The organism is Brevibacillus sp. RS1.1, from assembly GCF_013284365.1.
In the GTDB taxonomy this organism is placed as follows: Bacteria; Bacillota; Bacilli; order Brevibacillales; family Brevibacillaceae; genus Brevibacillus; species Brevibacillus brevis_D.
Map to the genome: position 1 here is coordinate 534,122 of NZ_JABSVA010000002.1, position 22,782 is coordinate 556,903.

General features: G+C 49.1%; 20 protein-coding genes. 11 read left to right on the forward strand and 9 right to left on the reverse strand.

What is annotated here, in order from left to right; translation table 11 throughout:
• The first annotated feature begins 416 nt into the window (after window positions 1-416).
• Entirely contained in the window at window positions 417-1,259 is an 843-nt protein-coding gene (locus tag HP570_RS08065; protein WP_173625395.1) for a DUF92 domain-containing protein, read from the forward strand.
• Between the two features lie 69 nt (window positions 1,260-1,328).
• Here the strand turns inward: HP570_RS08065 and HP570_RS08070 are convergent, their stop codons facing one another.
• Complete coding sequence (locus HP570_RS08070; RefSeq protein WP_173625396.1) at window positions 1,329-2,531, reverse strand: MFS transporter; 1,203 nt, start codon at window positions 2,529-2,531, stop codon at window positions 1,329-1,331.
• Between the two features lie 133 nt (window positions 2,532-2,664).
• Between HP570_RS08070 and HP570_RS08075 the strand changes: the two genes are divergently transcribed.
• Window positions 2,665-3,549, forward strand: a complete 885-nt coding sequence (locus HP570_RS08075; RefSeq protein WP_173625397.1) for a LysR family transcriptional regulator — start codon at window positions 2,665-2,667, stop codon at window positions 3,547-3,549.
• A 13-nt stretch (window positions 3,550-3,562) separates the two neighbouring features.
• Here the strand turns inward: HP570_RS08075 and HP570_RS08080 are convergent, their stop codons facing one another.
• Window positions 3,563-4,945, reverse strand: coding sequence for an MFS transporter (locus HP570_RS08080; RefSeq protein WP_173625398.1), 1,383 nt, complete (start codon window positions 4,943-4,945; stop codon window positions 3,563-3,565).
• Between the two features lie 113 nt (window positions 4,946-5,058).
• On the opposite strand from HP570_RS08080, the gene HP570_RS08085 reads away from it, so the two are divergent.
• The gene (locus HP570_RS08085; RefSeq protein ID WP_173625399.1) at window positions 5,059-5,946 is read left to right on the forward strand and encodes a LysR family transcriptional regulator; all 888 of its coding nucleotides are present in this window, start codon (window positions 5,059-5,061) and stop codon (window positions 5,944-5,946) included.
• 6 nt (window positions 5,947-5,952) lie between these two features.
• On the forward strand, window positions 5,953-6,243 hold the full coding sequence (locus HP570_RS08090; protein WP_173625400.1) for a hypothetical protein: 291 nt from the start codon (window positions 5,953-5,955) through the stop codon (window positions 6,241-6,243).
• 31 nt (window positions 6,244-6,274) lie between these two features.
• Here HP570_RS08090 and HP570_RS08095 read toward each other — a convergent pair whose 3' ends face one another.
• The 7 genes from HP570_RS08095 to HP570_RS08125 all read right to left on the reverse strand — a co-directional run bounded on the left by HP570_RS08095 (window position 6,275) and on the right by HP570_RS08125 (window position 15,796).
• The gene (locus tag HP570_RS08095; protein WP_173625401.1) at window positions 6,275-7,168 is read right to left on the reverse strand and encodes an ABC transporter ATP-binding protein; all 894 of its coding nucleotides are present in this window, start codon (window positions 7,166-7,168) and stop codon (window positions 6,275-6,277) included.
• A gap of 4 nt (window positions 7,169-7,172) precedes the next feature.
• A complete protein-coding gene (locus HP570_RS08100) occupies window positions 7,173-10,055 on the reverse strand; it encodes an ABC transporter permease (RefSeq protein ID WP_217364585.1) in 2,883 nt (960 codons plus the stop codon).
• An 18-nt stretch (window positions 10,056-10,073) separates the two neighbouring features.
• Window positions 10,074-11,255, reverse strand: a complete 1,182-nt coding sequence (locus tag HP570_RS08105; RefSeq protein WP_234127354.1) for an efflux RND transporter periplasmic adaptor subunit — start codon at window positions 11,253-11,255, stop codon at window positions 10,074-10,076.
• Complete coding sequence (locus HP570_RS08110; protein WP_016741088.1) at window positions 11,215-11,889, reverse strand: ABC transporter ATP-binding protein; 675 nt, start codon at window positions 11,887-11,889, stop codon at window positions 11,215-11,217. Before HP570_RS08110 ends, HP570_RS08105 begins: the two co-directional genes overlap by 41 nt.
• A gap of 179 nt (window positions 11,890-12,068) precedes the next feature.
• Window positions 12,069-13,286: an amidohydrolase family protein gene (locus HP570_RS08115; protein ID WP_173625403.1), complete on the reverse strand. Its 1,218-nt coding sequence runs from the start codon at window positions 13,284-13,286 to the stop codon at window positions 12,069-12,071.
• A gap of 34 nt (window positions 13,287-13,320) precedes the next feature.
• Complete coding sequence (locus tag HP570_RS08120; RefSeq protein ID WP_173625704.1) at window positions 13,321-14,523, reverse strand: amidohydrolase; 1,203 nt, start codon at window positions 14,521-14,523, stop codon at window positions 13,321-13,323.
• A gap of 37 nt (window positions 14,524-14,560) precedes the next feature.
• Window positions 14,561-15,796 carry an amidohydrolase gene (locus HP570_RS08125; RefSeq protein ID WP_173625404.1) on the reverse strand — a complete coding sequence of 412 codons (1,236 nt, stop codon included), beginning with the start codon at window positions 15,794-15,796 and terminating at the stop codon, window positions 14,561-14,563.
• A 180-nt stretch (window positions 15,797-15,976) separates the two neighbouring features.
• Between HP570_RS08125 and nikC the strand changes: the two genes are divergently transcribed.
• The 7 genes from nikC (at window position 15,977) to HP570_RS08160 (ending at window position 22,761) form a co-directional block, all read left to right on the forward strand.
• Window positions 15,977-16,876, forward strand: coding sequence for a nickel transporter permease (gene nikC, locus HP570_RS08130; protein WP_012685286.1), 900 nt, complete (start codon window positions 15,977-15,979; stop codon window positions 16,874-16,876).
• A gap of 13 nt (window positions 16,877-16,889) precedes the next feature.
• Entirely contained in the window at window positions 16,890-17,810 is a 921-nt protein-coding gene (gene nikB / locus HP570_RS08135; protein ID WP_142495485.1) for a nickel ABC transporter permease, read from the forward strand.
• 12 nt (window positions 17,811-17,822) lie between these two features.
• Complete coding sequence (locus HP570_RS08140) at window positions 17,823-18,845, forward strand: ABC transporter ATP-binding protein (protein ID WP_012685284.1); 1,023 nt, start codon at window positions 17,823-17,825, stop codon at window positions 18,843-18,845.
• A 2-nt stretch (window positions 18,846-18,847) separates the two neighbouring features.
• Complete coding sequence (locus HP570_RS08145) at window positions 18,848-19,843, forward strand: ABC transporter ATP-binding protein (RefSeq protein ID WP_041749311.1); 996 nt, start codon at window positions 18,848-18,850, stop codon at window positions 19,841-19,843.
• Window positions 19,844-19,938: 95 nt separating this feature from the next.
• On the forward strand, window positions 19,939-20,727 hold the full coding sequence (locus HP570_RS08150; protein WP_012685282.1) for a sensor histidine kinase: 789 nt from the start codon (window positions 19,939-19,941) through the stop codon (window positions 20,725-20,727).
• A 4-nt stretch (window positions 20,728-20,731) separates the two neighbouring features.
• The gene (locus HP570_RS08155; RefSeq protein WP_012685281.1) at window positions 20,732-21,436 is read left to right on the forward strand and encodes a response regulator transcription factor; all 705 of its coding nucleotides are present in this window, start codon (window positions 20,732-20,734) and stop codon (window positions 21,434-21,436) included.
• On the forward strand, window positions 21,433-22,761 hold the full coding sequence (locus tag HP570_RS08160) for a sodium:solute symporter family transporter (protein ID WP_173625405.1): 1,329 nt from the start codon (window positions 21,433-21,435) through the stop codon (window positions 22,759-22,761). Before HP570_RS08155 ends, HP570_RS08160 begins: the two co-directional genes overlap by 4 nt.
• Window positions 22,762-22,782 lie beyond the last annotated feature (21 nt).

Consider the following 22,782-nt stretch of genomic DNA (forward strand, 5'->3'; position numbering starts at 1 on the left):
GAAATTTTCAAACCACTAACTGTGATACTCTAGTAAAACCGAAATCAAAATAGGTATAAAATACCTTAATTGGAAAAGTTTATTTTTTAACAGGACTTTTTACTCAGTCTAACTGTTCTTAATGTGGAATTTTACAAATATTAGTCTTGGTCGGGTGGTGTCAGCAACGACACCGTTAGCTTACCAATCCCTAGTCTCCACATATAAACTAACGCTTAATAGCTTCATCAATACTTGAGTTTAAACGCTTTTACATGATTTTATGTATATAGGTTAAAAGCCAAATACAATAAGCAAAACAATATGGCCATGTGTTCGTTACTCCTCTATTCTGTCATTACCATTTTCTAGAGGAAACCGCTCATCTTGCCTGCTACGGTGAGGTATAATAGTCAAAGCAAAGGGGGCGGGAAGCTGTGGCATGGTTAATCGGTCTAGCCTGTAGCGCTGGGATTGCGGGGGCGGCTTATGTAAAACGGTCGCTGTCTGGTTCCGGCTTTTTGGCGGCGGTGATATTAGGCACCGTGATGTACGCACTCGGAAGCCCTATCTGGTTCGGCTCCCTCATCGCTTTTTTTGTCTCGTCCACCTTATTATCCAAGTGGAAAAAGCATAAAAAGGAAGAGGCCGAGAGTGGTTATGAGAAAACAGGGAGACGGGATGCTGGCCAGGTGCTCGCAAACGGCGGGCTCGGGTTGCTGTTATGTATGGCAAATTGGGCATGGCCGCATCCGTTTTGGTGGTACGCGTTTCTCGGCGTGATGGCGGCGGTCACAGCCGATACATGGGCGACAGAAATCGGCGGCTTGAGCCGGAAGCCTCCGCGATCGATCAAGACGGGGCAGCGAGTTGCGCCTGGTACTTCTGGCGGTGTTTCTAGTCTGGGCATGGGTGCTTCGCTTGCCGGTGGACTATTTATCGGCGGCGTAGCGTGGTTGCTGCTTGCCGTAGCCGGTCAACCCGCGCCGGATGTGATCACACCTGCTCTTAGACTGGCAGCGTGGATCGGCATAGCAGGACTGGCGGGCCTGGTAGGGTCACTGGTCGATTCATGGATCGGTGCAACATGGCAACAAATGTACCGTTGCAGCGTTTGCGGTCGAGAAATCGAGCAGGCCCGTCACTGCGGTAAGCCAGCCATCCGAATCCGCGGTCGCGCTGGTTGGAACAACGATGCCGTCAATGTCGCTGGCTCACTTGCAGGTGGTGCTTTCGCCGTCTTATTGGCGCTGGCAATCGGCTTACTGTTTGACCTATAAAAAAACGGAAAGACTTCGTATCACGAAACGATACTGAGTTTTTCCGTTTCTTTATGTTGAGGCACAAGTCTAGGCGATTTTCGTCACTTTCTTCGCGTTCTGTACCATTTTTGAGACACACGCCCAAAGTATAATCCCAATAAGGAGAAAGCCGACATTCATGCTGATGACGCCTCCCCATCCGTATGCGGACCAAAACATTCCTCCGAGTGTTCCTCCTACACTTGAACCCGTGTAGTAGAAAAATAAATACAAAGAAGAGGCCTGTGCTTTGTTCTGTAAAGCAAGCTGTCCTACCCAGCTGCTTGCGACAGCATGCGCTCCAAAAAATCCAAAAGTAAAAAATCCAAGTCCTACGATCTTCATCATAAGATTCGCTTCCCACGTCAAACAGACACCAATCAAGGCAAGGAATAAGCTTGTGAATAACAGCCTTTGCTTACCGTGACGATCTATTAATTTTCCTGTCCAGACGGAGCTGAACATCCCGATGATCATAATTAAAAATGTCCAGCTTATATGTGATTGGCTGAGTGAATAGGGCTTCTCGAGCAATACATAAGCGATGTAATTGAACAACGCTACATTACTCCCTAAAAGGATAAAGCCGATGACAAATAAACAAATAAGACTTGGAGCCTTTAGATGGTCCATTAAAGACAGACCTAACTTTCTCATTACGAATGGGCGTGCTTCGAAATTTTGTGAAGGCGGTAAGGTGTTCCAAAAAACCAGTGTGGCAGCCAAACTGATGAGGCCAATTCCCCCTATTGCGATCTGCCAGCCGAAGTAGTCACTCATCATACCTGAGAAAACCCTGCCAAACACAGCTCCAATTGAATTGCCGCATATATAGAGACCCATAGCCGCTCCCAAACTTTTGGATTCGATTTCTTCTCCAAGATAGGCCATTGCTATGGAGGGTAAACCCGCCAATGAAATACCTTCAATCGTTCGCATTACCAAGAGAACATGAAAATTCGAACTGAATGCTGTGAGAATACAAAACACAGACGAAGCGAGCATAGAAACAATCATGATTGGCTTGCGTCCCCATACTTCAGACAACGAACCAAAAATGAGCATACTGACAGCAAGAACCATTGTCGTAATGGAGAGGGAAAGGCTTGCTGTCGTTGGACTAACCGCAAATTCCTTTGAAAATTCTGGCATCAAAGGCTGTACGCAGTAAAGAATCGCAAACGTATTGAAACCAGCGGCAAAAAAAGCAAAGCTTGTCTTGCGGAAGAGTGATGTGCCTTGTTGTATCATGTGATCACCATATCATTTCAGAATGATTATGGATTCATGGTACCACCATTTATTTATGATGTATAATTCATTATAATTATATTTTTAATGCATTCATGTAATGATTAATCCAAACGGAAAGTGGTGCTTTCGAATGGAATGGCAACAGTTCGAATATTTTCAAACCCTGGCAAGAATTCAACACGTGACACATGCTGCCGAAGCTCTTTCGATTTCCCAGCCTGCCCTCAGTCGTTCGATTGCCCGATTTGAGGATGAAATAGGCGTGCCTCTGTTTGACCGTCAGGGACGTTCGATTCGACTCAATAAATATGGTCAGCTCTTTTTAAAGCGAGTCGAAAATATGATGAAGGAATTTCATGAAGGAAAACAAGAAATCATGGATTTACTTGATCCCGATAAGGGAGAGGTGTCTCTTGGATTTCTGCACACGTTAAGTACGAGTCGTATCCCTGATTTACTGGCTTCTTTTCGCTCCCACTACCCAAATATTCATTTTCGACTCGGACAAGGTCCCTCTCATACGCTTATGAATCAGTTGCAAGGAGGAGAATTTGATCTTTGTCTACTTGCTCCTATGGATATGAAATCTCCCTTTGTATGGAAGCCGCTTTGGGATGAAGAGCTTTTTGTGATTGTCCCCAAAGACCACAAATATGCAAATCGTACCTCCATTACTTTGAAAGAGATTGCAGATGAATCCTTTATCCATTTAAAAGAAGGATACTCCCTTCGTATCACTGTCGAGCAATTGTTTCAAGAAGCGGGAATTACACCTCCCATTACATTTGAAGGAGAGGAAGCAGATACCGTTGCAGGGCTGGTCGCTGCTGGATTGGGAATCTCCCTTTTGCCCAATTTAAAGGGAACGGACCAGAGTAAGATCACACAAATCCCTGTCGAAAGTCCGAAGTGCCAACGGACAATTGGAATCGCTTGGGTAGAAGGGAGATATTTATCACCTGCCACTGAAAAATTCCAACAATTTGTTATGGATCATGCCTTCGATTTTGAATAAGGGATGGGTGAATCTACGACTCCCCCACTTGCCTTGATTCCCGTCGCCAACTCATGAGTACCAAAGACAATGAGATTGTCGTGAGGATCATGCCAAGCACTTGCAAACCCTCGGTGCTAAACGTATCTCCCATTACTATGCTGATCAATAATGAGGAGAGAATGGTTCCCAGGTATCTCGATGTATTAAATAATCCGGATGCGACGCCGATGATTTCTTTTGGAGAGCTTTTGAACAAGGCTGCTTGCATTCCGACATTGTTTAACCCGTTGCTAATGCCGAATGCCGCTAACGCCACACAAACACTGACGACCTGTGAATCTTGGTCGAACATCACGAGCCACAATGACCCAAATGTCATCAGTATGGCGGATGCTAACAATGCTGGCCGAGGTCCTGAGTGATCAATCCATCGTCCTGCTAGTGGAGACACAATGAGTGAGCATAAACCTAAGCTGAGCATGAGCATTCCAGTATGAAACTCGCTGACATGACGAACCATTTGCAAGTAGGACGGAAGCCCGAAAAAAAGCGAATAAAAAAGGACGTTAACGAGCATGAATTCGATATTGACCCACGTCATCGCAGGATACTTCGCGAATGTCCTTAGAGGAATAAACGGCGACGTCGTTTTTAACTCATGTCGTACGAAAGCCCCCAATGCAACGAGGCCGATCCCTCCAACCATGATATGCCACCATGAGACATGCCCAGATGATTTTGCTGACAGTAATCCAACGAGCAGTGCAACCAGACCGACTGCGAAGAGCACGATCCCTGTTGAATCAATCAGCTCCAACCATTTTCGAAAGGACATGTTTTGTGTAACAGATGCTGCCGATTCATCCTTTGGAATCATCCTCCAGGCTAACAGCAAGCTCGCCACCACGAACGGAATATTAATGAGAAAGATCGCAGACCAATCCCAATAATGAAGCAATACCCCACCAATAAAAGGTCCAATCGCTGCTGCTCCAGATAGGAATATGGACAGTACGGAAAGCGCAGTCGCTTGCTTCTCCGTAATATGAATTCGTACAATGGCCATTCCAACGGCAACCATCATGCTTGTTCCGATCGATTGCACAATTCGGAATACAATGAGCCACCCGAAGTTTGGTGATAATGGAGCCAATAAGGAAGCAACGAAAGATACGACAAGCCCGGTAAGAAATATCTTCTTGCGGCCGAACAAATCACTTGCCTTTCCCATGACAGGTTGAGCGATTGCACTCGCAATGTAGAACGAGAAAATAATCCATGAAACAACCGTGAAATCAAGACGGTATACATTTTGCAGCCTTGCAATTGCAACAGAAATCATCGAAGAATTTAATGGGTTCAACAATATCCCTAGTCCAACGGCAATCATCAACCACCTGTTGTGAGCCCCCATTTCCAGCCCTCCTTAAAAGCGTTTTGATGATATCGTACTGGAAATGAAATATTTACTCCAACGCATTTCATGTTATGATTTCATGGATTGAAAGGAATGAATGGAGGAGCTACATGGAACTTCTTCAACTGCAATACTTTCTTACCGTAGCTCGTATGGAGCATGTGACCGAAGCTGCACGAAGTCTGCACGTAACCCAATCGTCTCTAAGCAAAACGATTCAACGATTAGAGGAGGATCTGGGAGTCCCTCTCTTTGATCGTACAGGGAGAAAGCTTCGTCTGAATGAGTTCGGAAGCAAATTCCTTTGCCGGGTGGAAAGAGCTTTGTTTGAATTGGAACAAGGGAAACTGGAGCTTCACGATTTGTCCAACCAGGAGCATGGCACGCTTGAATTAGCGGTGACTACGGCAAGCACCCTGCCCAATATCCTTCGAGAGTTTCGGAAAAAGCGTCCCGATATCCAATTCCATGTACAAATGCTCACCACGCAGGAAATGGTTACGCTTCTTCATAGAGGAGCGGTCGATTTTTGCTTGTCCTCCCCTCCTATCCAAGACGATGACATTGAATGTGAAATCGTGTTCATTGACCCTATTCTCGTAGCTGTTCCAAGGGGACATCGACTAGCAGACCGAAGTATCGTATCTTTGACAGAGCTGAAGGATGAATCGTTTGTCGGTGTAAAAAAAGGGTACGGTACACGCGATTTCGTAGACGCTATATGTAAGTCGGTTGGATTTGTACCTACCTATGTGTATGAGGGAGATGAACCTGCAAGGCTCATCCAGCTGGTGGAAGCAGAAATTGGCATAGCCTTCATCCCAAGCACGGCAAGAGATTCTCGTGAACAAATCACGTATCTAAGAGTCGAGAATCACGAATTGGTACGGGAAATCGCTTTATTATGGCACAAGAGTCGGTACATTTCGCGAGCTGCCCAAGAATTCCGTGAGGTCGTTGTCGATTATTTTGGGGATGTTTGCAAACTTGAGAGGTGATGAATCATGAAATTTCACGATTGCCCTACTTGTAATACCAACAGTCAAGAATGTATGATCGTCATCGAGAATGCGTTGCACCCTACAGCAGAGAGATTAACGTGCAAGAAATGTTCCTGGAGCGGAAAGTGGTCGGACATGAAAGTGCGCGAGATTCCAGACGATCCAATCCCGGGTGTCGAACCGATTACCGACTATGGTGTGCTACATTCCGATCAAATTCGACTTCGCTATACAGGTGGTTGTTGCCCTCATTGTGGGGGAGATGATCCTTTATGCTGGTGCCATGCATTTTAGGTGCAGGCAAATGAACACAAAAACAGACACGTCACAATCGCGTGTCTGTTTTTGTGGAGGCTACAGGAGCCTTTAGGATAATTCGATCTTCTTCCAGCTCGATTCGCAGCTTGCCGTCCGCCTGAATCGCCTGGAGGTACTCCATTGGGATCTGCAGCCTCCCCACCTGATCAAGCACCGCCAATTCCTCATGCGTGTCCGCGTTAGCTGACTCTTCCAACGAATCGGAAGTGTTTTCTTCCGTTCCTTTTCGCCGCAACAGCTCGCTGGACGTTTTCCCATCCCTAATAGCTACGACGCGATCCACTTTTCGCGCCAGCTCCAAATCATGTGTCACGATGACGACGGTTAGCCCAAAAGATCGGTTCAGCTCTTGAAACAAATCGAGAATGATAGCTGCCGTTCGAGTGTCTACACTGCCAGTCGGTTCATCTGCCAAAAGCAGCTTGGGTTCGTTCGCCAACGCGATCGCAATGGCTACCCGCTGTTGCTCCCCGCCGGAAAGTTCGCTTAGTTTGTTCTTTTTGCGGTGGCCCAGCCCCACCAGTTCCAACAATTCGTGGGCGCGCTCCCTTTTTCGCTTGCCCCGCAAAAGCATTGGCATCTCCACATTTTGCAGAGCAGATAGATAAGGGATCAGATTGCGGGCGTTGTTCTGCCAGACAAAGCCTACGGTCTGCAAGCGGTACTGAACCAATTCGGAAGTCGTCAATCGAAATAAATCAGCTCCCGCCACGGAAAGCTTTCCTGCCGAGGGACGGTCTAGCCCACCCAGCATGTTCAGAAGCGTTGATTTTCCGCTGCCGCTATTCCCGATGATCCCCATCAGCTCTCCGGTCTCTACCCGCAAATCCAACCCTTGCAGCGCCACCACTTCCAAATCATTTGCCTTGTAGATTTTCACCAAATTTTCGCATACGATCATTTGATTAGTCCTCCCCCAGCTTTACGGCTTGATGGATCTGCATCCGTGACAGCAGAATACCGACAACCCCGATTCCGATAACCAGTGTCACAGCAATGAACGTATAAATGATTTGTTCGTCTTGTGGCATCGAAATGACGGTAAAGGGAGGAACTTGCTTATCGGCATGCAAATAGAGACTGAGTGCAGGCAAAAACAGGCTATTTGCCAGCTTGCCAGCTGTCATTCCCATCGCAAAAGCGACGCCAAACGTCAAGAGCTGCTCCCACGCGAGTATGGCAAGAAGCTGTCTGAAGGGCATTCCCATCGCGCGGAACACGCCATATTGCAATTTTCTGGCTCCAAGTGTAAGCACCCAGTACAACACGTAGCCGATAAAGGTGACCAGCATGGAAAGCAGGAACCCAAGCGTCAGCGATCCGTTCAGCCCCAAATAAAATGCGTTGTTTTTCATCTGGATGACTTGCTGTTTGGCATTATTCAGCATGGCGAGCTTGACTCCCTCTTGTGACAGACCCTTGTAAAGCGATTCAGAAGACGATCCCTCTTTCATTTTGATCCAAACCTCATACGGCTCCAGGCGAATCTTGTCTTGCACGAACGGTAAGTTGGCGACTGCCAAATACTGTTCTTCTACGCTGTTTCCGTATGTGCTTTTTACAGGAGTAGGGTTCCATCCCGGCCAGTAATCCACGATGGCATATACAATCATTTCAACCCTGCGAGAATCCCCCCAACCGAGCAGGATGGTTTGTCCCTCCACCACATGCAGTTTGTCAGCGAGGCTGCGAGACAGCAAGAGGGCACGTGGTTCTTTTGCTATCAAATTCAAATAATCGTGGAAGTGATGCGGCAGCAAGTCAGACTTCATCCAAGCGGTCTTTGCAAACTCTTTGGGGTCGATCCCCATCAAGGTGATGTCCTTCACAGGATCGCCCTGAAAAGAAGCCTCCGCCAAGCCGTTCACAAAGACTTTTGTTGCATGCTCAACCTCAGGCAGCCGACTGTACATTTCGAAATCCGGCTCTACATACTGAACGGGAGGAGCTACGGGCGCTTGTACCACTTCTGCCCCCTCACCTTCTTCCGCATTCAATCCTCCCCGATAGACCGTTACTTCCGGTTTGTCACTCTGCCACTCGGCCTTCAAACGAATATCCGCGCCGATTTGGTAACGGATTCTCTCCTCTGCATTTTGATTGATCGTCCGTGCCATGCTTGCACTGAACATTCCTACTGCGACCGTAATCGTCACAAACAGCATGAGAAAATGATACTGCCGTGGAGCTCTCCCTACCTGAACCAGCGTCGTATGCAGAGAAAGCGGGAAGAAGGAACGTCCTGCCCAAGACATCAGACGCAGGAGCCACGGGTACAATCGGAGAAGCAGCAGGCCAAAACCGAGCGAGAACAGAACGGGCACAAAAAAGAGAAGGAAATCGATCGAGACGGCCGAAGCCCCTTCGCTCGTTTTTGCTGCGGTTTCAGCGGCGTTTTGATAGGAATACCATCCATACCACGAGACCGCAAGCAGCAATACGTCTAAAAACAGTCGGTGCCAAATGGCATGTCCACTCATTCTCGCCATGTTTTGCTTGTGCGTGACGATATTTTGCTTGGTTGCCAGAAATACAGAAATCAAAACGAGTGTGATACAGGCAAGCACCATCCACGCAGCATACACGAAAACTTCGCGACTTATGGTGACATCCAAACCTTTGCGATCGACGAATTCGAGAAATCCATTCGAGATGCCGAGTATCTTGCTAAGCTGTATCCCCACAAATGGACCAATCAGAAAAGCGCATAACCCCAAAATGGTGATCTCCATGAAATAAATAGAAAAAATCTGCATTCTGCTGGCTCCCCTGCTGCCCAGCACAGCGATTTCCGTTCGTTGCCTTTCCACAATTAATCCCGAAATCATGACGAGATAAATGCCCAGCATAATGAAAACGGGGATGTAGAGCGACCAGAGAATGGTTTTGAATTGCTTCTCTTGCTCATTGTACTTGCCGACGAGATTAGCCGCCGGAAACTGAACGTTGATCTCCGCTTTTTTCAATCCATGCTGTTGCAGCTTCCCTTCAATTCCAGTCACCAATGAATTCAGCTTCTCTGTATCGCTGATCCGAAAGGATTGGTAGTGAAGGGCCGTATACATTTGGCTTGAAATGACCAGATTTTTCTCTTCCAAAAACACACGCCGAAAAAGCCCTTCATCCAATACGAAGCCACTGGAATATTCACTCATCGAAGCAAACCAATAAGGATCGTTCCCCTCTTTTTCCTTGAAAACACCGACTGGCTTGATTCGCACCTTGAGTCCTTCTACCTGGCTCGTGGTCAGTTCATACAAGCTACCTAGCACCATCCGGCGGTCCTTTAGCGCTTTTTCCGTTACCAGCGCCTCGTACACGCCATCAACGGGGGTTGCAGCAGGCAAGCGACCGTCAACGAGCGTCATATGCTGCGCAAGTCCACTCAGCGAATAGATCCGCGAGCTGTCGGAACTGAGCGGGCTCTTCTCCTGTATGTTTTCCTGAATGGCATTAAACGGAATGGTCCGCAAAACTGTCACTTCTGCATACACCGGGACATTCAGTTGAGCGATTACTTCGTTTTGCAAATGAGCGGTCATTTCGTCTACAAGAACCGCCCCATTCTCCCCCAGTTTGTTTTGATTGACCGCGATCAGTAAGCCACCAGGGAAGCGCTTCACATTCTTCTGGTATTCCTCCATATCCTTGATCAACATGCGTTGAAGTACCCCTGACGTGAACGCTGGTATACTCGATACCAATCCGACAGCGACGACCAGCCCGATCAACAGACTGCCGACCAGCCAGCGGTTATTCATCATTTTTCGCAGGATCATTTGCAGCATCGCCACGACATTGTCCCCCTATTCCAAAATAACCAGTTGGCCTGCCGAAAGACCTTTGCGAATCTCAACCTCCGTCTGGGTCATGATCCCAGTTTCCACGTCCACTTCCTTCTTGCTATTCCCGTCGAGCACCCGGACGTACTTCCTGCCCGATAAATCATGAAGTGCTTTTCTCGGTATAAAAAGCGTCTGATCCTGCTTGTCCACAATCACTTCCATACTGACTCCTGTCCCGATCTCCAGGCCCTTTGGAGGGATTTTCGGTGTAATGAGTAGACTTCTCTGATACAGCTTCGTCAAATCCTCTGGTAAATTGGAAGGGACATGCAGGGGCGTCTGAACAACTGTCCCCTCGCCTTTTTCGCCGTCTTTACCGGTGAGAATCACTTTCATCCCTTCTCTCACATCTTGCAGGGCCTCTTTCTCAGGCGCGATATACATGACGAACAGCTTGTTCGGGTCGCCTATCGTTACCAACTTTTGATGCGCTTCCACCTCATCTCCCACCTGCCCGTTGCTTGTAAACAGCACGATGCCGTCAAAGGGCGCGATCAGTTTGGTCTCGTTCCAACGCTGTTGCAAGTTCTTCAGGTCCATCTCTTTTTGCTTCACGTTTAGTCTGGCACGCTCCACCACGTACTGCTGCTTCTTGGGATCCTGCAATTTCGCCAAGTCTAGCTTAACCTTTTCCAATTCGATCTTGGCTAGCTTGGTCTCGTTTACCTTGGCGTTCATCTCTGCCTTCAAAACGTCCAGCTTCGCGGATTCGACTTCGTAGTGATTATCCTGCTGGGCTTCAAGCAGCTCTAGTTTTGCCTTCTCCACTTCATACTTGGCCGACTCGATCTCCCTCTCCATTTCAGCCGCATCCAATTCAGCAAGTACCTGTCCTTTTTTCACCTTATCGCCGCCTTGGACAGAGAACGACTTCAGCCGCAGTCCCTTCGTCTCTGGGAAAGAGAGCTCCGCCGTTTTCACGGTCGTGAAGGAAGCGTTTCCTTTCACACTTTTTACGATTGGCCCTTGTAAAACTTCTGCCACTTCATATTTGATAGGCGACGGCTCTACTAATGGCGGAGCCAGAACCTCCTCCTCCTTAGGGAATAGGGAACAGCCCGTCAACAAGAGGAAAACGCTCAAGTACGCCCATTTTATTTTGCTATTCCTTGATACGACCGTCCTCCAATTCATAGACATCATCCGCCACCTCCATTACACCAGGATCATGTGTCGTCATGACAATGCTCATCGCACCTTCATCGACCAATTGACGAAACAAACGGCTAATTTGCAGACCCGTTTTACTATCCAGCTCAGCTGTCGGCTCATCCGCCAATAGTAGTGTCGGTCTGTTCGCAACAGCCCTTGCAATCGCACAGCGTTGCTGTTCTCCACCGGACATCTCAAACGGCCGATGATGCGCCCGTTTGGACAGCCCAACGAAATCGAGCGATTCGCGAACACGCTCCCTCCATTCGGCAGCAGGCGCACCTGACAGGCGGAGCCCAAACTCGACGTTTTCAGCGGCTGACATGAGCGGCAGCAGGCCAAACGACTGGAAGATAAAGCCCATGTTCTTTCGCCTGATCCTCGTTCGCTCATGATCCGATAGCTGGCCGATTTCTCGCCCCTGAAAGTAAACGCTTCCTACCGTCGGACGATCGAGTCCACCCAAAAGGTTTAATAGCGTCGTTTTTCCTGATCCTGATCTGCCTTTTAGTACGAGCAATTGTCCTGCTTCTACGCGCATTTTTACACCCGCAAGCGCTCTAACGGCAGCTGCCCCTCTACCAAAAGTGCGCTCTACGTTTTTTGTCTCTGCAATGAACGACAAAATGACACCCCCGAGTAAATATCTGAAAAATACAATTTTTATTAATAGTAACCGAATTGGAAACTATTGTTTAATAAAATTGGAATAAATTAAGATAAATGAATATAAACGAAAATAAAATACAAAAAGAAAAAGGCAAAACCCTGTGGCTCTGCCTTTTTGTTATTTCCTTTTCGATTTTACAAAGTCCCAGAAACGACATTCCCTCGGAACATGACTGCTTGGCGCTTCGCACGGCGTGCAACTGCTTCAGCTGCCGAGGATGCATGAACGAATACGATATCCGCTTCGTCGCCAACATTCGGCCACAGGCGGTTGCCCTCTTTATCCAACGGCGTCTTCCCACCTGTTATGAAGCCTAGTGCTTGGGACAGGGAACGCTCATCCTGCATGCGGAAGCGCTCAGCCAAGCGGCCTGCTTTTTCCAAGCTGTCTCCTTGACCAAATGGTGACCAGTGATCGGTAATACTGTCGTCTCCGAGAGAAACAGAAACACCTTTTTCATGCAGCAATGGGATTGGGATTGTTCCTCTATTCACTGGTACAGTGGAAGTGATCGAAATGCCCAGGCCAGCTAGCATTTCTGCTACTTCCCCTGCTTCTTCCAGACTGATGTCAGCAAGGGAGTTGGCATGGCTGATAGTAACACGACCTTGCCACCCTGCTTCTTCGGTCATTTTAGCGAGACGTTTGAATGTAAACACCCCAAGATGATCTGGATCATGCAAGTGAACGTCGATTGGTGCATTCGCTTCAACTGCCAGCTCAAAAATGGTAGCGAGCGATTTCTCGATGTTTTGATCCACTGTCGCCGGGTCCACACCACCAACGTAGGTCGCGCCCATCTTCAAGGCTTGGCGGATGTTTTCTACTTGGTTGCTTCGCAAAAGACCTTGCTGCGGGAAGGCAACGACCTCGCACTGCAATCTGCCACTAAATGTCTCCAGTGCAGCCATGGTCGCTTCCAGGTTTTTGAGTCCGATATACGGATCGATATTACAATGGGAGCGAATATGGGTGGAGCCTGCGGACAGCAGCAATTCCAGCATTTTTTCTGCGCGCTCCTGTGCTGTTGGCAACAGCTTCGGCATGAGCTGGCTCTCTTCTTCCAGTCGACCCAAGATGCTTTTTACTGGCGTCACGGCTTTCCAAGGGCCACCATAGTACGTTTTATCGATGTGGATGTGCATATCCCTGAATGACGGCAGTGCCAATAGACCGCTGGCATCCTTCGTTGGCAGCTCGGATTGTGGAGCTGCTCCACTCACTATCTGTGCAATTCGTCCGTCTTCGATTAATAGATGCGCCACTTCAGTATCTGTAGCAACCACCTTGTCATTTTCTTTGCGGTATCCGCTCTCCAAGCGGACGTTGGTAATCCAATAGGCTGTAGACATCTATCCATGACATCCTTTCTATTTAAAAGTAGTGCTACCACTCACCCGCGACCCGGTTGCCTTGGAAAAGAACGACCTTGCGCTTCGCACGTCTCGCAACTGCTTCTGCTGAACATGTCGCTTCGACCGCCATCAGGCTCGCCTCATCGCCAACCAATGGCCACAGGCGATTCCCGGTTTCATCGAGAGTGATCCGCCCCTCTGTCACAAAGCCGAGTGCTACGCCTAACGATCTTTCATCCGTCAAGCGGAAGCGTTCAGCCAGTCGTCCTGCTTTTTCCAACAAGTCTCCACTGCCAAAGGGGGTCCAGTTGTCTGTCAGGCTATCGTTGCCGAGCATGACGGCTACGCCTTCTTGATGCAGCAACGGAATCGGAATAGTCGGGCGATTGATCGGAACGGTCGATGCGATGGAGATGCCAAGCGAGGCGAGTCGTTGCGCCATCTCTCTGGCTTCTTCCTGCGAAACATCGCCCAATCCCATCGCGTGACTAATCGTGACACGTCCCTGCCAGCCTGCCTCTTCCGTCAGAGCAGCAAGACGCTTCATCGTAAATACTCCGAGATGCCCTGGATCATGCAAATGCATGTCAATGTCGGCATCCGCTTCTACAGCCAGCTCTAGCATCGTTTGCAGGGAACGCTCGATGTCGCCATCTACTCCACCCGGATCGACGCCGCCTACATGAGTGGCGCCTTGACGCAGTGCCTCACGTACCATGTCGCGTGCTTGTGTCCGCAGCATGCCATAATGCGGGAAAGCAACGATTTCGTGGGAGACGCGGTCTGCATACGTCTCAAACGCACTCTTTATTCCTTCCAAAAAACCTAGCCCAACCTGTGGGTCCACATGACAATGCGTTCTTACATGCGTAACCCCTGTTTCCACCAGCAGCGAGAGTATATTTTCTGCTCCTGTCTGTGCCTGCTTGAGATACATCGGCAAAAGCCCTCTGTCCTCAGCGTGGCGTTCGAACAAGTTTTTTACGGGAGTTGTTGCCTTCCATGGGCCGCCGTAATACGTTTTTTCCAGATGAATGTGCTTCTCGGCCATAGACGGCAAAATCAGTAAGCCCTTCGCGTCCTTTTTAGGCAGCCCATCCTCCAAAATTTCACTGGAAGGGACAATGCGTGTGATTTTTCCATGTTCAATGAGCAAATCGCACAGCTCTGTCCGCGTTCCACTGATCACGCCTTCTTCCCACTCATACCCGATTTCCAATCGAGCGTTGACCATCCAATAAGGAGAAGATTTCACCGGCTTTTCCCCCCTCTTAAACGTTCACTTCTTCCACTTGACCAGAAGCGAGGTTGCCTTTGAAGAATACAGCGTGTCGATCTGCACGGCGTGCGATCGCTTCTGCCGAGCAGGTCGCATCCACGAGGATCAGGCTCGCGTCTTCCCCTTGTACAGGCCACAGCTGTGTTCCGTTAGCATCCAGCGTCGTTTTGCCCCCTGTGATAAAACGCAGCGATTGAGACAAAGACAGCTCGTCTAGCCAACGATTACGTTCTGCCAGTCGCCAGAGGCGCTCCAGCACATCGCCATTTCCGTAAGGCTGCCATGTGTCAAAAATGTTGTCGCAGCCGACCGCAACGTCTACGCCATTGTGGTGCAGTAGCTGAACAGGTGGGATCACGCGGCTAAATGGCACGCTGGTGATAATTGTAATGCCTGCTTCCCGCAGGATCGTCGCCATCTCTTCAGCTTCTTGCACTGAGATGTCTCCGAGCGCAAACGCATGGCTGACTGCCACGCGGCCTTGCCAGCCAGCGTCTACGGTCATTGCTGCCAGTCGCTTCATCGTGTAGGTCCCCAAATGGCCTGGGTCATGCAAATGCAAGTCCACACCTGCGTTTGCTTCTACTGCTAGCTCCATCATTTGGTGCAAGGATTCTTCTATATCGCCATCTACATTAGCTGGGTCTACACCCCCGACATGAGTCGCACCTTGGCGCAACGCCTCACGCAAGAGTGCTTTTGCATCTGTACGCAACAAGCCATGCTGCGGGAATGCCACGATCTCGTGGGTGACTCGATCCGCGTAGGTTGCTAATGCTGCTTTTACTGATTCCAAATTGGAGATTCCTACTTCCGGGTAAATGTCCACATGTGTACGCACGTGTGTCGAGCCATAGGACAAGAGGATCTCCAACAGATTCTCCGCACGCTCTTGTGTCGTTGACGGCAATCCCGGCAGTGTACGCTTTTCAATTTCGCACCGTTCAATGATATTAGATACAGGAATGACAGCCCGCCATGGCTCTCCCTGAAGCGTCTTGTCCAAATGAACATGCTTCTCTACAAAAGATGGGAGTGCCAATAAGCCTTTTGCATCCTTTTGCAAAATACCGTCTGTAAGCTTCTCGGTCGCTGGTACAATACGCGTGAATTTTCCGTCTTTAACCAAAATGTGAAACAAGGATGCCTCTGTCCCCGTGACGACACCATTTTCCCGACGGTAGCCCGTCTCCAAACGAACATTGGTCAACCAATAGGTAACGCCCATCCATTATCCACCCTCTCTTTGTCTCTCTCCATTCCTTTCTCCCCCATTATCTAGGAAGCCGAAAGACTTGATTTGCACAATCTTTACGTCTATTTTCACTATTTTTACGACTTGTTCAAATTGCCTTTACTTCGTACATTTTTCTGATAACTTTGACGTAAGCAAAGGAGGGGTTACACCATGAAGGTTGAGATCGCACCAACCAATCAAGCTCTTCCGCCGAAAGCAGCGGCTACACGCCCTAGCAGATGGCGGACTTTTTACAGGAAACTACGAAAAAACAAACTCGCCATGGTAGGCGGCTGTATCGTGATTTTTTACATCGCGATTGCCCTGTTGGCACCTTTTATCGCGCCCCACGATCCATATGAGATTGACTTGGTTAACAAGTTGAAGCCACCATCTTCTGAACACTGGATGGGTACCGATGACAAAGGTCGGGATGTACTGAGCCGTCTTTTATACGGAACACAGCTCTCGATGTCCGTCGGATTTGTCGCCGTCTTTATTGGTGCATTTTTCGGAATTATTCTCGGCTTATTATCCGGTTACTACGGCGGCTGGGTAGATACGATCATCTCCCGTATCATCGATGTCCTCCTCGCCTTCCCGGGAATCCTGCTTTCTCTAGCCATTGTCAGTGCCTTAGGGCCGAGTCTCTTTAACGTTATGATCGCCGTTGGTATCTTCTCGATTCCTGTATTTGCACGGATTGTCCGCGGCTCTACTTTGACGGTGAAAAAACTGGAGTACATCGATGCGATCCGCTCACTCGGTGCCAATGACTTCACGATTATCTTTAGACACATTTTTCCAAACATTTTGTCTCCTATTATCGTACAGGCAACGATGCGCCTTGCTACCGCGATTCTTTCCGCCGCTGGCCTTTCGTTCCTCGGACTGGGAGCACAGCCTCCTCTGCCGGAGTGGGGCGCCATGCTCAGTAACGGACGCGACTTCTTGTTTACCGCTCCGCATCTGGCTATGTTCCCTGGTTTCGCTATTGCAACTCTTGTTCTCGGCTTCAACATCTTTGGGGACGGCCTCAGGGACGCTCTCGATCCACGAATGAAACAATAGGAGGGAATGCTACATGTTTGTTTACATTACTCGTCGCCTGCTGCAAATGATTCCCGTCCTGCTCGGTGTCATTCTGGTCGTCTTTTTGATCATGCAAATGGTTCCTGGCGACCCGGCAGTATTGCTTGCTGGTGAAGGCGCTTCTGCAGAAACGATTGCGAAAATGCGTACACAGCTCGGCTTGGATCAGCCGATTATGGTTCAATACGCGCAATATGTCGTTAACGTGTTCCAAGGCGATCTTGGGACATCACTTCGCTCCAACCTCCCCGTGTGGGATGAGATCATGGCACGCTTGCCTGCTACCATCGAGCTCGCTGTTGCCAGTATTTTTGTAACGGTTGTCCTCGGAATGATCGCAGGGATCATCTCTGCTACCAAGCAATACTCTGCTGCTGATATTACGATCATGGTTATTGCCTTGCTCGGTGTATCCTTGCCAAGCTTTTGGCTCGGTTTGAGCTTGATCTACACGTTCTCCGTCAAGCTGCAACTCTTCCCGGTCGCAGGCTGGGGCACCTGGAAGCACATGGTTTTGCCAGCGATCACACTCGGTACTGCCGGAGCCGCCATCGTTGCTCGTATGACTCGCTCCAGTATGCTCGACGTCGTACGTCAAGACTACATCCGCACAGCAAAAGCAAAAGGCTTGCGTGAAACAGTCATCATTTACAAGCATGCTTTGAAAAACGCCTTGATCCCGATTATTACCGTCGTTGGCTTGCAGTTCGGTTTCCTTTTGGGCGGTACGGTTCTCGTAGAATCTGTCTTTGCCATCAACGGCTTGGGTCGTCTGATCGTCGATGCGATCCGCATGCGTGATTTGCCTGTCGTACAAGGCGGCGTACTGATCGCTTCCATTATCTTCGTGTTCGTGAACCTGCTCGTCGATGTATTGTATCGCTACTTCAATAAACGAATTGATCTGAACTAAGGAGGGATCACCATGGCGGAACAACAAGATATCATCCTGGACGTTCGCAATCTGCAAACGCATTTTTTCACAGAAGATGGCGTCAGTAAAGCAGTGGACGGCGTTGATTTCTCTCTAAATAGAGGAGAGACACTCGGGCTGGTAGGAGAATCGGGCTGTGGAAAAAGTATCACTTCCCTCTCGATCCTGCGTTTGATTGCCAGTCCTCCGGGAAAAATTGTAGGAGGAGAAATCCTTTTCAAAGGGCAAGACCTGACGAAAAAATCAGAAGCAGATATGCGTGCGATCCGTGGCAACGAGATTTCGATGATTTTCCAAGAGCCAATGACCTCGCTTAATCCGGTTTATTCGGTTGGAGAGCAAATCGCAGAGGTATTGCGCCTGCACCAAAACATGGGACGGAAGGAAGCTTGGGACAAAGCAGTAGACATGCTGCGCCTGGTCGGTATTCCTTCCCCGGAAAAGCGCGCGACGCAAGAGCCGCATGAATTGTCTGGGGGTATGCGCCAGCGTGTCATGATCGCGATGGCTCTCGCCTGCCGCCCGGAGATTTTGATCGCGGATGAACCGACTACAGCTTTGGACGTTACCATTCAGGCTCAGATTCTTGAGCTGATGAAAAAGCTACAAGTCGAAATGGGCATGAGCATTATCATGATTACCCACGATCTTGGCGTCGTTGCAGAAACATGCGATCGGGTCGCGGTCATGTACGCAGGAAAAGTCGTAGAGTACACGACTGCACAAAACCTGTTCGCGAATCCACGTCATCCCTATACTGTAGGGCTGATGAACTCCCTCCCCCGTCTGGATGAGGACGTAGAAGAGCTGCAAGCCATTAAAGGGAATGTACCAAGTCCGTTCAATATGCCAGTTGGCTGCCGATTCGCTCCACGTTGCCCGCATGCAACAGAGCTGTGCCATACAAAGCTTCCTGAACTCTTGGAGTATGCAGACGGAAGCAAAGTACGCTGCTGGATGTATACGTCTGAGTGGGACGGCGACACCAAGACTGTTACGGAAGTGGGGGTATGACCATGATGACGACACAAGCGAATCCAACGAAAAAACCACTGCTGGAAGTAAAAAATCTCAAGCAGCACTTCCCGATCAAGGGCGGCTTATTGGGTCGTACCGTCAACCATGTGAAAGCCGTGGATGACATCAGCTTCACGATCCATGAAGGAGAAACACTGAGTATTGTAGGCGAATCCGGTTGTGGAAAATCCACTACCGGTCGTGCCATCCTCCGTCTGGACGAACCGACGAGCGGAACGGTACTATTCGAGGGACAGGATCTGCTGGCGATGTCCAAGAAGCAAATGCGCGACATGCGCAAGCATTTGCAGGTCATTTTCCAGGACCCGTTTGCTTCGCTCAACCCGCGCCAATCTGTATCCGCTATTCTCGGGGAAGCGTTGGCGATCCAAAATATTGTACCGGCTCATCAACGCCGCGAGCGCATTATCGAGCTGCTCGGCTATGTAGGCTTGCGCCCGGATCAAATCGACCGTTTCCCGCATGAGTTCAGTGGTGGGCAGCGCCAACGGATCGGGATTGCTCGTGCCCTCGCGATGCAGCCGAAGCTGATCATTTGTGACGAAGCCGTATCGGCACTCGACGTATCCATTCAGGCTCAAGTGCTGAATCTCCTGAAATCGTTGCAGAAGCAATTCAAGCTGACCTATTTGTTCATCTCCCATGACCTCGGCGTCGTTCGCCACATCTCGGATCGCGTCATGGTGATGTACCTCGGTAAAGTGGTAGAGATCGCGGATAAAAAGTCGCTGTTCGACAACCCGCAGCATCCTTACACACAGGCTCTCTTGTCTGCGATCCCGGTGCCGGACATCAATAAAAAGCAGGAACGAATCATTCTGCGCGGAGATGTGCCTTCTCCTATCAATCCTCCGCAGGGCTGCCGCTTCCATACGCGTTGTCCGTATGCGATTGATCGTTGCAAAACAGAAGTACCTGGACTGACAAGCCTGCACGATACGCACCAAGTAGCCTGCCACCTTGCCCAAGTCTAACCATAGAGAGATTAAAATTTTCTAAAAACGCAAGAGATCAAGAAGCAGCATGATATGATGGTAACTGCAAAATCTCTCCATACAGAAGGGATCTCATGATAAGCTTCGAAGGTTTCACATTACTCATTCTGCTGTTTATTTTGGCTCCTATCATAGGAGCTATTGCTTTATTGTTTCTGTTCATTTTCGAGAAGCGGATTGATCTGTTAGAAAACAAGAATCTGAAGATCGAGCTGGAAAAAGAATTGCAGCAAGCGCTCTACAATCAATTGAATCAACAAATCCAGCCTCACTTCTTGTTTAATACACTAAATGTCATTCTGAGTCTGGCGCGATTGAACCGAACGAAGGAACTGGTGAGAGCGCTCGAAGTCCTCTCCCAGTTTCTCAAATTCAAATACAAATCCACAGAGCCGTTGATTTCATTGGCGCGGGAGATTACGTACACGGAGCAATATTTGGAGATTCAAAAGCTGCGTTTCGGTGATCGGCTCCGAATTCAGCTAGATTGTGCAGATGATCTCTTGCAAGCATCCATTCCGCCATTCGTCTTGCAGACGATAGTGGAAAATGCATTTAAGCATGGATTGGAACGAAAAATGGGCGAAGCTATCTTAGACATCCGCATAAGCCGAAAAGATGACGATGTCCTGCTTACGGTCATCGACAACGGTTCTTCCGGACTCACAGCATTCCAGAATGAAAGTGAGATCGAAACTGAACAGCCACATGAGGAGAGCGGTCACGGGTTGGACAACATCCGCAGGCGGCTCCACCTTTGTTTTGGTGATCATGCACATCTGGAGCTTGCTCCGATATCTGAGGGAGGAACTCTTGTGTCTGTCAGGTGGCCCTGTACGTATGAACAAATCGATCTGAGGTGAGAAGATGAACGTACTACTCGTGGATGACGAACCGTTGGAGCTGGACCAACTCGAGTATTTGATTCAGCCCATGTTCCCCTTGTGGAAATTCTACAAGGCCGCAGATGGCAGCAGGGCCATGGCGATCAGCCAGAAGGTTCCTCTTCATCTCGCCTTTCTGGACATTAATCTTCCGGGGAAATCCGGGCTGGTGCTTGGCGAAGAGCTGAGAGCCCAGCACAAAGACATCGAGCTCATCATTGTAACGGCTTATCAAGATTTTCATTATGCCAAGCAATCGATCCGCCTCGGTGTCGTGGATTACATCACGAAGCCCGTCATTGAGAGCGAGCTGGTCGACATTCTGAAAAAATATCAGAAGAGCCCTGCCCTCTCTGCTTACACCCGAATTATTTCTGATGCGATGAACATCATTCATCAAAAATTCGCGGAGAAGCTGAATTTGGCTGATCTGGCCGCAGAGGTCCATATCAATCCGACGTATTTGAGCCGCCGTTTTCATGAAGAAGTAGGCGTCTCATTCTCTGAGTATTTAATGCAGTACCGCATTCAAATGTCGAAGAAGTTCCTGATCGCTCATCCTGATTGGAGCATATCGACGGTTGCGGAGCGGACTGGCTTCAACAGCCAACACTATTTCAGCACCATTTTTCGCAAGGTAGTGGGGAAAACCCCGAAAGAATACCGGGACAAGGGGAATGCATCTTGACCTACTTATCTTTTCGCGAATATGTGGTCGGTGCAGCAAAAATCGGCATTGGGCTTGGAGTCGTCTCGATCCTCGCCCGCTGGGTGACCGGAAACACGATCTTCGGTTCACCGGAAGCACTCGTCAAATATGGAATATTTGGCGGGATCGGCTTCGCTTTGATGGGAGCATTTGCCCTCAGTATGTTTGGACTGCTTGGGCGAAAGGTCCGCCGTGAGTTATCAGAAGGGATGACCATCGGGGATTACATGCGGGACAAGCTACACCCGTTTGGTTACTGGCTAATGATCATCATCCTTTTGATTACGACGATTGAAGCGATGTTCGTCCAGGGAATGGCTGGGGGCGTATTGCTGAACATCTTGTTTGGCTTGCCGATCCCGCTCGGCTTGCTCTGCTTTTTCGTATTTTGTGTGCTGTTTGCAGGCATCGGGGGAATCCGCTCGATCCATCGTTTTGCCATCGTGCAAATTGTCATTACGTTTGCTGCCGTCATCCTGATTCCCGTCTACTTTTTCGTCGGAAAAGGTGTCGAGCACGTCTATAACGGACTGCGCCTTTACCATCCTTACCTTCTGGTGCTCAACAACAACGAGGGTCTTTTTTTTATCATTACCGGGCTGTTGATCGGGTTTGGTCAAGTGTTTGTCGATCAGGCATCGTGGCAGCGGCTCTATATGATGGAAGAGAAAAAGATCGTCCCTACCTTTCTGGTGTCCGGACTCATTTTTGCCACCGTACCACTGGCGTTTTCCTCGCTAATCATCATCGTCCTTTTTACGGGCGGCTTTGATGATATTTACTCGCTGTTGTTTGATCTCGTACGCAAGATTGACACGATGATCTTGCTTGTATTATTTGTTCTCTGTGCCTTTGGTGCGATCATGTCCGCTTTCGGGGCGGGGCTTCATTCCATGATCAGTCTGATGGTCAACAACGTCTATCAGCTGTTCCGCCCAGACGCTTCGGAACGGCAAAAAATCCGTTTGGGCTACATCCTTGCCATTGCCATCGGTGCGCTTTCGTATGGTTTGACGATCTACTTCCAGCCGACCTTGCTGGATTTGCTGTTCTTCTTTGGCATTATGTATGCCTCGCTGTTTTTGCCTGTCGTCGTCATCGTGTTGACGAAGGGCAAAGCACCTACTTTCATTTTGATCAGCGCAGTAATGGGATTCGTCGCAGGCTATAGCAGCCGGATGTACGTCGATCCGATGATGGCAATCTGGATTGCCTCCTTATGTACAGCTCTGGTCTTAACCGCCTACTTGTGCATGACCTGGCTATGGAAACGGTACATCCGAACGCCGGATCACACTCGCTGACCCACAGGAAGGAACGAATCC